Genomic DNA, 12,399 nt, shown 5'->3' on the forward strand with positions numbered 1-12,399 from the left:
CATCGCTTCCGGCCGCCCCACCCGACGACCGCCCAGCCGTTCGAGAGACAATGGAGGCATGTCCGACACCGCCACCCGCCAGCCCTCAGCCACGCCCGACCAGCAGCCCGCGAGCGTGACAGACGCCCCGAAGCCGCGCGCCACGGAGAATCGGTCGACGACGCCGGCGTCATCGGCGTTCGCCGCCTACATCGGCTCCGGCTGGGCCGATCGCGACGAGACTGTGCCCGCGCCGCGTTCGGCGGTCGCCACGGCGGCTGCACATCGTGCCGAGATCTCGCGCCGTCACCCCGGCAAACGTCTCATCGTGCCGGCGGGAGCCCCGAAGCAGCGCTCCAACGACACGGACTACCCCTACCGTGCGCATTCCGCCTTCAGCCAGCTCACCGGATGGGGATCCGACGCGGAACCCGGCAGCGTGCTCGTCCTCGAGCCGACGGGCGACGGCCACGAGGCCACGCTGTACTTCCGGGAGCGCGCCGGTCGCGATTCCGACGAGTTCTACGCCAACCCCGAGATCGGCGAGTTCTGGATCGGACCACGCCCCTCGCTCGCCCAGGTCGCCGGGGATCTCGCGCTGCCCACCAGGCACATCTCGGAGCTGCGCGAGGTGCTCGACCTCGTCGACGCCGACACCCTTGTTCTTCGGGAGGCGGACGCCGCACTCACCGCCGATATCGACTCCCGCCGCTCGGCGCCCGCCATCGCCGCCGAGGGCGACGGTGATCCCGACCTCGTCTCGGCCGACGCGGCGCTGGCTCGCGACCTGTCGGAGCTGCGCCTGACGAAGGATGCCTGGGAGGTCGCCGAGCTGCGCGCCGCGATCGACGCCACGGCCAAGGGCTTCGATGACATCGTGCGCGAACTGCCGACGATCGGCAGGCACACCCGCGGCGAGCGCGTCATCGAAGGCGTCTTCAACGCCCGAGCGCGCCTGGAGGGCAACACCGTCGGCTACGACACGATCGCCGCGTCGGGTCCGCACGCGTGCATTCTGCACTGGACCCGCAACGACGGAGCGGTGCGCCAGGGCGACCTGGTGCTCATCGACGCCGGTGTCGAGGTCGACAGCCTGTTCACTGCGGACATCACGCGCACGTTGCCGGTGAGCGGCCGGTTCACGCCGACACAGCGGCTGGTGTACGAGGCGGTGCGCGAGGCGGCGGATGCCGCGTTCGCCGTCGTGCGCCCCGGCATCCGTTTCCGCGAGGTGCACGCCACCGCCATGGAGGTGATCGCCCGTCGCGTCGCCGAGTGGGGGATGCTTCCCGTCACGGCCGAGGAGGCTCTGCAGGCCGACCAGGGACAGCACCGCCGCTATATGGTGCACGGCACGAGCCACCACCTCGGACTCGACGTGCACGATTGCGCGCAGGCCCGCCGCGACTTCTACATGGACGGCATCGTCGAGCCGGGCATGACGTTCACGATCGAGCCGGGACTCTACTTCCAGCCCGACGACCTGACCGTGCCCGAGGAGTTCCGCGGCATCGGCGTGCGCATCGAAGACGACATCCTCGTCACCGAGACCGGCGCCGAGAACCTGTCGGTCGGCATCCCGCGCACGGCCGACGACGTCGAGGCCTGGATCGCCCGCCTGCAGGCCTGACCGCCCGCCCGCCGAGGCGGAGATCCGGAAGGGTCCGACTACCGAGAGGACTCGTCGTCGGCCGGCGGATCGTCGACACGCTCCCCGTAACGCGGCGGCTCAGACGGCCCACCGGCACGGGACGGACGATCGTCACCCGACCCGTTGTCGTCGCCGGGATGCGTGGGGTTCTCGGAGCCCTGCCCCTGACGAGGCGGCTCCCACGCTCGTGGTGGGTCGGAGGGATGCTCGGGCGGTACGTATCGCCCGTCGCCGCGTCCAGGTGCACCGGTGGCGAACGATGCCGCACCGGCGTTGTCCAGCAGATTGCGCGCGCGGTTCGCGAGGTCGGGATCCACGATGATCGAGTAGCTCGTCGCGAGCACCTGGGTGAGCGACGTGTAGTCGCGGCGGCGACGGGTGATGGCGTACGAGACGACGCCGAACAGCATCCCGAACCCGGCACCCAGCAACAGCGCGGCCAGCACGATGCCGAGGCTCGCGGCCGGGCTGAAGATCATGAGCAGCAGGCCGAAGAAGATTCCGAGCCAGACACCGGATGCCGCGCCCGCCGCCGCAGCGCGCCCCCAGGTGAGTTTGCCCGTCACCCGTTCGACGGTCTTGAGGTCGCTGCCGATGATGGACACCTGCGCGAGCGGGAAGTCGGCGCGCACGAGCACGTCGACCGCGGCCTGCGCCTCCGGATACGTCTCGAAGGTCGCGACGGTCTCTCCCTTGGGCACAGTCGGCAGTGCCTGCCGCGCTCGACCGCCCAGCGGTCCCTGGCTGCTCATGCCGCCATTGTCCCATGCACCCCGCCGGCACACCCTTAGGCACATTAAGGTTGAGGTGTGAGTGCAGCACGGGTCTTCGTCGCGCGGCTGGCCGGATGCACGGTCTTCGATCCCGCGGGCGACCGCGTCGGCAAAGCACGCGACGTGCTCGTCGTCTACCGCCGCAACGACCCGCCGCGGGTCGTCGGCCTCGTCGTGGAGATTCCCGGCAAACGCCGGGTGTTCGTCTCCATCGGGCGCGTCACGAGCATCGGCGCCGGCCAGATCCTCACCACCGGTCTCATCAACGTGCGCCGCTTCGAACAGCGCGGCGGCGAGGTGCGGGTCATCGCCGAGATCCTCGGCCGCACCGTCGACTTCCGCGACGGGTCGGGTCCGGCCACCATCGAGGATGTCGCGATCGAGCAGTCCGGCGCCGGCGAGTGGTCGGTCTCCCAGCTCTTCGTGCGCCGGCCGAAGACGAGTGCCTCGCCGTTCGCCAAGGGCGCCACGGCGTTCGCCGCGTGGAACCAGGTGCAGGAGCGGGTCACGAAGGGCCAGGCACAGTCGGCCGAACAGCTCATCGCCGCCTATTCGGAGCTGAAGCCCGCCGACCTCGCCAACACGCTGCTCGACCTGCCGGAGCAGCGCAGGCTCGAGGTCGCCGGCGAGCTGCCAGACGACCGGCTCGCCGACGTGCTCGAGGAGATGCCGGAGAGCGACCAGGTCGACATCCTCGCGGTGCTCGACGACGATCGCGCCGCCGACGTGCTCGATCAGATGGAGCCCGACGACGCCGCCGATCTCATCGCCCAGCTGCCGGGTGACCGCGGCGAGCACCTGCTCGAGCTCATGGAGCCCGACGAGGCCGACGACGTGCGCCTGCTGCTCAGCTACGCACCCGACACGGCGGGCGGTCTCATGACCACCGAGCCGGTCATCCTCTCCGCGGATGCCACGGTGGCGGAGGGCCTGGCGCTCATCCGCAAGCAGGAGCTCGCACCCGCCCTCGGCGCCGCCGTGTGCATCACGCTGCCGCCGTACGAGCCGCCCACCGGCCGCTTTCTCGGCATGGTGCACTTTCAGCGCATGCTGCGCTACCCGCCGCACGAGCGGCTCGGCACGATCATCGACCAGACGCTCGAGCCCGTGACGGCGAACACGTCGGCCGCCGAGGTGTCGCGCATCCTGGCCAGCTACAACCTCGTCTCCGTGCCCGTGGTGGACGACGGCTACCGGCTCGTCGGGGTGGTGACCATTGACGACATCCTCGACTACCTGTTGCCCGACGACTGGCGAAGTCACGACGAAGACGACGACCTGCACGACAAACAGGTCGCGACCGGCACGACAGCAGGCAACACGGTGAAGAGGGTGAGCAATGGCACGAGCTGACAAGGCCGTCACACGGCTGGATGCCCCGAAGGGCCTTCGAACGCCCGTGCTGCGGCTGGGCACGAGGAACGAGAGCGACACCTTCGGCCGATTCTCCGAAGCGTTCGCACGCGCGATGGGCACGTCCGGATTCCTGATCGGCATGACCGTCTTCGTGACGATCTGGCTGATCTGGAACATCGCCATGCCACGGGCGTGGCAATTCGATCCGGCCGCCACGAACTTCACGCTGCTCACGCTCATCCTGTCGCTGCAGGCCTCGTACGCGGCGCCCCTCATCCTGTTGGCGCAGAACCGGCAGGATGACCGCGACCGGGTGCAGATCGAGCAGGACAGGCAGCGCGCAGAGCGCAACCTCGCCGACACGGAGTACCTGGCGCGCGAGGTCGTCGCGCTGCGGCTCGCGGTGAAGGACATGGCGTCGAAGGACTTCATCCGCGCCGAGCTGCGCTCGCTGCTCGAGGAGCTGGAGCGCGACCGCACGGCGGATGCGGCGACGTCGGAGGCGGCAGAGGGCACGGCACGTGGCTGAGGCGAGCGTCGACGGCATCCTCTCCCGCCTGGCGCGCGTGCTCGACCCCGAGATCCGCAGGCCCATCACCGACCTCGGCATGGTCGGCCCCGTGTCGGTGGATGCCGAAGGCCGCGCCGCCGTCTCCATCAAGCTCACGATCGTGGGATGCCCCGCCGCCGACACCATCGAACGCGACGTGCGCAAGGCGGTCGCCTCCGCTCCCGGCGTGACATCGCTCGATCTCGACGTGACGGTGATGACGCCGGACGAGCGCCGCGCGCTCACCGAGCGCCTGCGCGGTTCCCGCAGGCGCGGCAACCCGTTCACGGCCGACTCGCTGACCCGTGTGTACGCGGTCACGAGCGGCAAGGGCGGCGTCGGCAAGTCGACGCTCACGGCGAACCTCGCGGTCGCGCTCGCCCAGCGCGGCCTGCGCGTCGGGCTCGTGGACGCCGACGTGTACGGCTTCTCGATCCCTGGCATCCTCGGGCTCGTGCACGACGGCGTCACCCAGCAGCCGACCCGCGTCGACGACATGATCCTGCCGCCGATCGCGCACGGCGTGAAGGTGATCTCGATCGGCATGTTCCTCGATCCGGCACGTGGCCAGGGCTCCTCGACGGCCGTCGCCTGGCGCGGGCCGATGCTGCACCGCACGATCGGCCAGTTCCTCACCGATGTCTACTTCGGCGACCTCGACGTGCTGCTGCTCGACCTGCCGCCCGGAACAGGCGACGTGGCCATCTCGGTCGGCCAGCTGTTGCCCGACGCCGATGTGCTCGTGGTCACGACCCCGCAGCCGGCGGCGGCCGACGTCGCCGTGCGCAGCGGCGTTGTCGCCAGGCAGACCGGGCAGCACGTCTTCGGCGTGATCGAGAACATGGCGGGCCTCCCCCAGCCCGACGGCAGCGTGCTCGAGCTCTTCGGATCCGGCGGCGGCGCTGAGGCGGCCGCGCGGCTGTCGGAGGTGACGGGCGAGGAGGTGGCGCTGCTGGCATCCGTGCCGCTCAGCGTCGACCTGCGCGCCGGCGGTGACGTCGGCGAGCCCATCGTCGTGAGCGCGCCGGACGACCCTGCGGCCGCGGCCATCCGCGCCGTCGCCGACCGTCTCGCCACGCGCCCGCGCGGCCTCGCCGGCCGCTCGCTCAACCCGACGCTGAACTGAGCTCCCTGCGCTCGCTCAGGGAGCGGGACGCGGCTCGACGACGCGGGCGAGCAGCTCGGTCAACAGCCGCTCGCTGACCGGATGCGGCAGCGCCTCGATGAGCGCCAGGAACGGCGCCATCTGCTCGGGCAGCGCGCCGTTCGCTCCGCCCAGCAGGCCGAGGCCGCCGAGCAGCGCCGCGGCGGAGTCGGAATCGAGTGCCGCGGCATCCTGCGGCACCGCGGCTCCGCCGCCGGGCAGCGCGTTCAGCACATCGGCGGGCGAGACCGCGGGGATGCCACGCACCGCGTCGGCAGCGGCGGAGAGCACGGGAGACAGTTCGCCGAGCTTCGACTCCGTCACCGGGGTGATCGTGAGGTGCGTCGTGTGCGGCAGCCGCACGCCGTCGCTCTGCACGAGCCCTGGCTGCTGCTGCAGAATCCAGCCGGATGCCCGCACCGCGTCGGCCCAGTGGTGCGGGTCCACCCGCCGCTCCGGCGGCACCGACTCGTCGACCGCCACCGCCAGCAGCGGCCCCACCGGCTCTCCCATCACGCGGAGGCCTTCGATCCTTTCGATCACGTTGCGCAGCACCCACGTCGCATGCAGGCACTGCGCCGCCAGCTCGCCGAATCCCTCGGCGCCCAGCGCCTGGATGATCGCCCAGGCCGCGGCGAGCGCACCCGCCGACTTCGACCCGAGCAGCGTCGGGTTCACCACGGGATAACCGGGCCAGTCCGTCGTCGCGAAATACTGCGCACGGTGCCGGTCGCGACCGCGATGCAGCAGCACGCTCACACCCTTCGGCGCGTAGCCGTACTTGTGCAGGTCGGCGGACAGACTCGTGACGCCGGGCACCGAGAGATTCCACGACGACAGCGGCGCGCCGTCGTCGTCCACCCAGAACGGCAGGATCCACCCGCCGATGCAGGCATCCACGTGACACGCGATGCCGGCGTCGCGGCACGCGGCGGCCACCTCGACCACCGGATCGAGCGCGGCGAACGGGTACGACGGCGCCGAGACGACGACGAGCGCGACGTCGTCTCCGAGCCGCTCGACGATCGCGGATGCCCCGACCGTTCCCGTCTCCGGCGATACCGGCACCCCGTCGAAGGCCGCTCCGAAGAGCTTCGCCGCCTTGCGGAACGCCGCGTGCACCGTCACGGGCGCCACCACGCGCGGGGTCCCCACACCACCCGCCGCGCGCCACAGATCGCGCGCGGTCTTCACCGCGAGGAGGCACGACTCCGTGCCGCCTGAGGTGACGGAACCAACAACCTCGTCGTCGCCGCCGAGCAGCTCCCGCGCGAAGCCGACGACCTCGCGCTCCAGCACAGCGACGGACGTGAAGGTGGTGGGATCGAGCCCGTTCACCGCCTGCATCTGCGCGGCGGCCGCCGCGGCCAGCTGATCGAGTTCCGCGCGCCCGGAGTCGTACACGTACGAGAGCACGCGTCCGCCGTGCGTGGGAGCATCCGCCGCCCTCAGCGCGCGCAGCCGCTCCAGAATCTCCTCGCGTCTCGCGCCCTCCGGGGCCCGTGCCGTGCCGTCAGTCGGCATCGACATCCTCCTTCCGCAGCCGGTACCGCAGGAGCGGCACCAGGCTGATCGCGATGAGCACGGCGGGCACCAGGCTGAAGCTCAACGCGATGCCCGAGACCGCCAGCGGCGACTGCGTCACGTTCTGCGTCCCCGTGCTCGCCAGATAGCCGGTCGCGGCGAGCACGATCGAGAGCACCGTCGCGCCGAGCGCCATGCCCGTCGTCTCCCCCGCCGTCCACATGCCGCCGAAGATGCCCGCCCGTCCGGGTCCGTGGGTGCGGGCGTCGTGCGAGATCACGTCGGGCAGCATCGCCATCGGCAGCGACTGCATGCCGGCATAGCCGACGCCGCACAACGCGACGGGCAGATAGACCCAGGGGCCGGGCATCCAGAGCAGCATCAGCATCGACAACGCCGCGACGCCGAAGAGGATGCTCGCCGCCAAAAACCCGCGCTCCTTGCCGATGCGTCGCGCGAGCACGCCCCACAGCGGCGTCACCAGCAGGGCGGGCCCGATCAGCGCCACGAACAGGAACGTGACGGCGTCGTTCGAGTGCAGCACGTGCTTGGCCACGTAGTTCGCCGAGGCGAGCATCTCGCCGGTGGCGATCGCCTGCAGCAGGAACGCGAGCAGCAGTGCGCGGAACGGCTGGCTGCCGCGCAACGCCCTGAAGCCCTGCGCGTAGTGGGCGGCGAGCGAGATGCGCGGAGGCTCCGGCATCCCCGTCACGCCCGTCGGTGCGACGAACGACGAGATCAGCATGCCGATGCCGATCACCACGCCGGCCGCCACCGCCATGAGCAGATACCCGAGGTAGGGGTTCTGCGGAAAGGCGTCGCGCAGGGCAGGACCTCCGGCGCCGAACAGCAGGATCGCGAGCGTCAGCACCACGACGCGCCAGGTGAGCAGCCTGGTGCGCTGGTCGTAATCGGAGGCGAGTTCGGCGGGCAGCGCGATGTACGGCACCTGGAACAGGCTGAACGCGGTCGCCGTCAGCAGGAACGCCACGAACACCCACATGCCGGCGGCCAGTGGCGAGGTGCCCGCCGGCACGGCGAACGTCAGGATGAAGAACAGCGGAAGCCCGATCGCACCCAGCACCATGAGCCGGCGGCGCGAGCCGTGCATCGCAAGCCCGCGGTCGCTGAAACCGCCGATCAGCGGATCGATGATCACGTCCCACACCTTGGCGGCCGTGACGAGGATGCCCGCGGCCAGCGCCGCGACCCCGAGCGTGTCTGTCAGATAGAAGACGAGCACCAGGCCGGGAAGGGTGGAGAACCCGCCCGTGCCGAGCGAGCCGATGGCATAGCGAACGACGGTGGGTCGGGAGAGCGCCGTCGGGATCGGCGCGGATCGCTGCGTTGCGGTCACCCGAGAATCCTACGGTGTGCGCGACGGCCGACGGACACGCGCGGTGCGGCCGGGCATCCCGACCCGACAGCGTTCCGCTGAGGAGCGGAGGACGGGCTGAGGCCGAAGCGCCCTATGTCGCCTCGGAATCGAACGGCGGCAGATCGCCTGAGTCGAGTCTGCCCGTCTTGGCGGGTCTGCTCAGCGTGGGCGCCGGCTCGTCGTCGAGCAGCGCGTCGCGGATGATGCGGCGCGGATCGTACTGCCGGGGATCGAGCTTGCGCCAGTCGACGTCGTCGAACTCGGGGCCGAGCTCCTCGCGCATCTTCTCGGTGGCGTTGGTGGCCATGTTGCGCAGATTGCGTGTCCACTGGGCCAACTGCGACGCGAATTTCGGCAACCGGTTGGGGCCGATGAGAAAGACGGCGATCACACCGATGATCACCAGCTTCTCCATGGTCAAACCGAACACCCGTACAGAGTAACCCGTGCAACCTGGCACAACGTGCGCCGTGAGTGTCTCGTTACCCGCCGTCTCGACGCCTCGGCCCGCTGCTCGGGTCTTCGTCGTCTGCCGTCGGGCGCGCGGCACGAAGGATGACGGCCCTCTGAGCCGTATTGTTGAGCGGAGGAAGGAACGTCAGTGTCTCATCACGATCAGAGCTGGAAGTTCGCGTCCGACATCGTCTCGGAGCCCGAAGCCATCCAGGCGGCGCGGTCGCAGTCGCTCGAACTCGGCGTCGAGCCCGTCGCGCCCGCGATCGGCGCTCAGGCCGCCGTCATCACCGCGGCCTCCCGCGCCACGAGCATCCTCGAGGTCGGCACGGGTGTCGGGGTGTCAGGGCTCTGGCTGCTCCGCGGCGCTCCGCACGCCACGCTCACCTCCATCGACGTCGAGCCGGACCACCTGCACAGCGCACGGTCCAACTTCACCGAGGCGGGCGTGCTGCCCTCCCGTGTGAGACTCATCACCGGCCGCGCGCGCGACGTGCTGCCGCGCATGAACGAGAACGCTTACGACGTCGTCTTCGTCGACGCCGATCCGGCGGGCGTCATCGAGTACGTCGAGCACGCGCTGCGCCTCGCTCGCCCCGGCGGCATCGTGCTCGTCGCTCACGCGCTCTGGAAGGGGCGCGTCGCCGACCCGACGCAGCGCGACGAGACGACCACCGGGTTCCGCACGCTGGTGACCGAGATCACGGCGTCCCCCGCCGTCGTCGGCGCGCTCAGCACCGTCGGCGACGGACTGCTGCAGATCGCGAAGCTCGGCGACTGATCCGAGTTCCGTGGGTTGAGGAGCCGCGTAGCGGCGTCGATGTGCCGCGCGCTCGTCAACCCATGAACGGGAGCGGAAATCGAACGAGAGCGGATGCCGTGGCATCCGCTCTCGTTCGTGTTGCGTTCTGAAGGTCGTCAGCTGCCCGAGATGACCTCTCCGAGCACATCGTGCAGCTCCTGAGCCTCGGCGTCATTGACCGAGACGACGAGCCGGCCTCCACCTTCGAGAGGTACGCGCACGATGATGAGGCGTCCCTCCTTCACAGCCTCCATGGGTCCGTCTCCGGTTCTCGGCTTCATGGCCGCCATGTAGCTCCCCCTTTCGTGGATGTCCCTCTATTATCCGCCATCGAGTGAACCCGTACGAAATCCCTGTCCACCGCGCGGCGTCATCTTCGGGGATGTCGGGCGTGAAGAGGTCTCGCCCGATCGCCGATTCCGCGGCTCATCGCACACAGGACCGTCGCGTGGATCACGGCGGAGACCAGTCGTAACCGTCGACGCCCCAGCAGATCAGCAGCCACCCCCACTGCAGTGCGAGGAACAGCAACACCATGCCGATGCGATACGCCTTGCTCTTGGGCTGGGCGAGCGCGCCGGCCAGTGGCGCCATCGGCGCGAGAATCCGGAACGTGCTCGACTGCGGGAAGAAGACGGCCAGCAGGTAGAGCGCGTACGAGACGACCCACAGCCGCAGGTCGACGCCGAGCCGGCGCACCGCCGGACTGAACATCCAGATCGCGAAGAGGGCGAGCACCACCACGAGCGTGATGTAGCCGAGCCACGGAGACACCTGCAAGAACTGGCCGAACCACCACTGCGCGCCCTGGAACCACGGTGTGAACGGAACGAGGTGCACGCGGCCGATGTAGTCAGCACGCCAGGTGAGCTCCGTCGCCGTGTAGGCATCCGGCACGCCAGTGACCCACCCTGCGATCGCAGGCCAGGCGAGCCCGGCCACGAGCGCCACGACGGTCACCGTGATGGATGCCACCAGCTCCCGCACCGAGAACCCGTCTCGTTTGCGCACGAACCAGCGGTACACCACGTGCAGGCCCATCGCGAGCGCGAAGGCCAGCCCGCTGGGCCGCGTGAACGCCATGATCACGACGGGGATGAGCATCCACCAATAGCGCCGTTTCATCATGAGGTAGAGCGCCAGCATGAGCAGGAACAGGTACATCGACTCGGCGTACGCCACCTGGAACATCGGAGAGGTGGGGCCCACGCAGAACAGCACCGTGGCGAACAGGCTCGTCGACCAGGCGAGCCGCGACGCCATCATGCGGTAGAAGACGAGGGCCGCGGCCAGCCCGAACGCGAACGAGACGAACACGGCCGCCACTTCCCATGGCAGGAAGGTGATCGTCATGACGAAGCGCACGACCACCGGATACGCCGGAAGGAACGCCCACGCGTTCTGCTGCACCGTGCCGTCGTCGCCGAGCGGAAGGGTGCGCGGGTAGCCGCTTTCGGCCACGATCTGATACCAGCGGCCGTCCCAGATGTTCGCGAAACTGAAGTAGTCGGGGTGCGCGCCCGTCCACGGGTTGGCGCCCTGCACGCTCGCCAGCACGAGCATCATCACCGTGGTGATCACCCGTGCCAGCAGGTACACGACAGTCACCTTGCCCCACCACGGCACGAGCCGGTAATGCAGACGGATGCCCGGCGACAGCCGCCGCCTGCGCGGCCTCACCGTCGCCGCGCTGTCGGTCGCGGTCACCGCGCCGTCAGCCAGCGACGCAACGCCTGCTCGCAGGCGACGATCTCCGACAGCGCCACCCGCTCGTCGTCGGCGTGCGCCTTGAGCGCGTCGCCCGGACCGTAATTGACGGCGGGAATGCCGAGCGCCGCGAACCGTGCAACATCGGTCCACCCGTACTTCGGCTTCGCCTCGGCTCCGACGGCCGCGAGGAACTCCTGTGCGAAGGGGGTGTCGAGTCCCGGTCGCGCGCCCTCCGCGAGATCGACGACGGTCACGCGGTGCTCGCCGAACAGCTCGTTCAGGTGCGCGACGGCCTCCTCGCCGCTGCGGCTCGGTGCGAAGCGGTAGTTGACGTGCACGACGCAGTCGTCGGGTATGACGTTGGTAGCCACTCCTCCGCGGATCATCACGGCGTTCAGCGCCTCCCGATATACGAGCCCGTCGACCTCGACCTCGCGCGGCGTGTACTCCGCGAGCGTCGTGAGAACGGGCGCGGCCTTGTGGATGGCGTTGTCACCGACCCACGGACGCGCGGCGTGCGCACGCAGCCCGCTCAGGTGCACGTCGACCCGCAGCGTTCCATTGCAGCCGCCCTCGACATCCGCGCCGCTCGGCTCGCCCAGAATGGCGAAGTCCGCCTCGAGCAGATCGGGCCGATCGACAGAGAGCCTGCGCAGTCCGTTGAGCTCGCTGGCCACCTCTTCGTTGTCGTACCAGAGCCACGTGATGTCGTAGCGAGGATCGACGAGCTCGGCCGCGAGCGACAGCTGTACGGCGACGCCGGCCTTCATGTCCACGGTGCCGCGACCCCACAGGTAGTCGACGCCCCCCAGCGACTCGTACCTGGTCGGGAGGTTGTCGTTGACGGGGACCGTGTCGATGTGCCCGGCGATCGCCACCCGCTGGGCGCGACCCAGGTTCGTGCGCGCGATCACGTTGTTGCCGATGCGCGCCACCGTCAGGTGCGCGCAAGGGCTCAGAGCGTGTTCGATGGCATCCGCCAGCTCCTTCTCGTTTCCGGAGACGGACTCGATGTCGCAGATCGCGCGGGTCAGTTCGACGGGGCCGGCCGAGAGGTCGAGAGGCATGCTACTAACCTA

The 12,399-nt window shown here is 69.8% G+C and carries 12 protein-coding genes; 5 read left to right on the forward strand and 7 right to left on the reverse strand.

Going from position 1 to position 12,399, the window contains the following annotated elements:
- Positions 1 to 58 precede the first annotated feature (58 nt).
- Positions 59 to 1,609, forward strand: coding sequence for an aminopeptidase P family protein (locus tag FPZ11_RS05930; RefSeq protein WP_146319185.1), 1,551 nt, complete (start codon positions 59 to 61; stop codon positions 1,607 to 1,609).
- 38 nt (positions 1,610 to 1,647) lie between these two features.
- On the opposite strand, the gene FPZ11_RS05935 is transcribed toward FPZ11_RS05930, so the two are convergent.
- Positions 1,648 to 2,382 carry a YflT domain-containing protein gene (locus FPZ11_RS05935; RefSeq protein WP_246846552.1) on the reverse strand — a complete coding sequence of 245 codons (735 nt, stop codon included), beginning with the start codon at positions 2,380 to 2,382 and terminating at the stop codon, positions 1,648 to 1,650.
- A gap of 57 nt (positions 2,383 to 2,439) precedes the next feature.
- On the opposite strand from FPZ11_RS05935, the gene FPZ11_RS05940 reads away from it, so the two are divergent.
- Genes FPZ11_RS05940 through FPZ11_RS05950 form a run of 3 tightly spaced genes read left to right on the forward strand, consistent with a single transcriptional unit; the run spans position 2,440 to position 5,435 of the window.
- Positions 2,440 to 3,756, forward strand: coding sequence for a magnesium transporter MgtE N-terminal domain-containing protein (locus FPZ11_RS05940; RefSeq protein WP_146319187.1), 1,317 nt, complete (start codon positions 2,440 to 2,442; stop codon positions 3,754 to 3,756).
- Positions 3,743 to 4,288 carry a DUF1003 domain-containing protein gene (locus tag FPZ11_RS05945; protein ID WP_146319189.1) on the forward strand — a complete coding sequence of 182 codons (546 nt, stop codon included), beginning with the start codon at positions 3,743 to 3,745 and terminating at the stop codon, positions 4,286 to 4,288. Before FPZ11_RS05940 ends, FPZ11_RS05945 begins: the two co-directional genes overlap by 14 nt.
- A complete protein-coding gene (locus FPZ11_RS05950) occupies positions 4,281 to 5,435 on the forward strand; it encodes a P-loop NTPase (protein WP_246846553.1) in 1,155 nt (384 codons plus the stop codon). The genes FPZ11_RS05945 and FPZ11_RS05950 overlap by 8 nt, the downstream gene beginning before the upstream one ends.
- Positions 5,436 to 5,450: 15 nt before the next feature.
- On the opposite strand, the gene FPZ11_RS05955 is transcribed toward FPZ11_RS05950, so the two are convergent.
- The 3 genes from FPZ11_RS05955 to FPZ11_RS05965 form a co-directional block, all read right to left on the reverse strand.
- Positions 5,451 to 6,977, reverse strand: coding sequence for a pyridoxal phosphate-dependent decarboxylase family protein (locus FPZ11_RS05955; RefSeq protein WP_146319193.1), 1,527 nt, complete (start codon positions 6,975 to 6,977; stop codon positions 5,451 to 5,453).
- Positions 6,967 to 8,334 (reverse strand): MFS transporter, encoded by a 1,368-nt coding sequence (locus FPZ11_RS05960; protein ID WP_246846554.1) that lies wholly within the window; start codon positions 8,332 to 8,334, stop codon positions 6,967 to 6,969. Before FPZ11_RS05960 ends, FPZ11_RS05955 begins: the two co-directional genes overlap by 11 nt.
- Positions 8,335 to 8,446: 112 nt before the next feature.
- Positions 8,447 to 8,785, reverse strand: coding sequence for a sec-independent translocase (locus FPZ11_RS05965; protein WP_146319195.1), 339 nt, complete (start codon positions 8,783 to 8,785; stop codon positions 8,447 to 8,449).
- Between the two features lie 171 nt (positions 8,786 to 8,956).
- Here FPZ11_RS05965 and FPZ11_RS05970 point away from each other — a divergent pair, with 171 nt between their 5' ends.
- Positions 8,957 to 9,589 (forward strand): O-methyltransferase, encoded by a 633-nt coding sequence (locus tag FPZ11_RS05970; RefSeq protein ID WP_146319197.1) that lies wholly within the window; start codon positions 8,957 to 8,959, stop codon positions 9,587 to 9,589.
- 137 nt (positions 9,590 to 9,726) lie between these two features.
- Here the strand turns inward: FPZ11_RS05970 and FPZ11_RS05975 are convergent, their stop codons facing one another.
- The 3 genes from FPZ11_RS05975 to dapE all read right to left on the reverse strand — a co-directional run bounded on the left by FPZ11_RS05975 (position 9,727) and on the right by dapE (position 12,387).
- Complete coding sequence (locus FPZ11_RS05975; protein WP_146319199.1) at positions 9,727 to 9,900, reverse strand: DUF3117 domain-containing protein; 174 nt, start codon at positions 9,898 to 9,900, stop codon at positions 9,727 to 9,729.
- A 163-nt stretch (positions 9,901 to 10,063) separates the two neighbouring features.
- Entirely contained in the window at positions 10,064 to 11,317 is a 1,254-nt protein-coding gene (locus FPZ11_RS05980) for a putative hexosyltransferase (protein WP_246846555.1), read from the reverse strand.
- Entirely contained in the window at positions 11,314 to 12,387 is a 1,074-nt protein-coding gene (gene dapE, locus FPZ11_RS05985) for a succinyl-diaminopimelate desuccinylase (RefSeq protein WP_146319201.1), read from the reverse strand. The genes FPZ11_RS05980 and dapE overlap by 4 nt, the downstream gene beginning before the upstream one ends.
- Between the last annotated feature and the right edge of the window lie 12 nt (positions 12,388 to 12,399).

The sequence above is a fragment of the Humibacter ginsenosidimutans genome (assembly GCF_007859675.1).
GTDB classification, from domain to species: domain Bacteria; phylum Actinomycetota; class Actinomycetes; order Actinomycetales; family Microbacteriaceae; genus Humibacter; species Humibacter ginsenosidimutans.

What these genes read in the sequence shown, in the direction of transcription:
- FPZ11_RS05935 (WP_246846552.1), bottom strand. Translation starts at nt 2,382, where the DNA reads ATGAGCAGCCAGGGACCGCTGGGCGGTCGAGCGCGGCAGGCACTGCCG.
- dapE (WP_146319201.1), bottom strand. Translation starts at nt 12,387, where the DNA reads ATGCCTCTCGACCTCTCGGCCGGCCCCGTCGAACTGACCCGCGCGATC.
- FPZ11_RS05930 (WP_146319185.1), top strand. Translation starts at nt 59, where the DNA reads ATGTCCGACACCGCCACCCGCCAGCCCTCAGCCACGCCCGACCAGCAG.
- FPZ11_RS05955 (WP_146319193.1), bottom strand. Translation starts at nt 6,977, where the DNA reads ATGCCGACTGACGGCACGGCACGGGCCCCGGAGGGCGCGAGACGCGAG.
- FPZ11_RS05975 (WP_146319199.1), bottom strand. Translation starts at nt 9,900, where the DNA reads ATGGCGGCCATGAAGCCGAGAACCGGAGACGGACCCATGGAGGCTGTG.
- FPZ11_RS05945 (WP_146319189.1), top strand. Translation starts at nt 3,743, where the DNA reads ATGGCACGAGCTGACAAGGCCGTCACACGGCTGGATGCCCCGAAGGGC.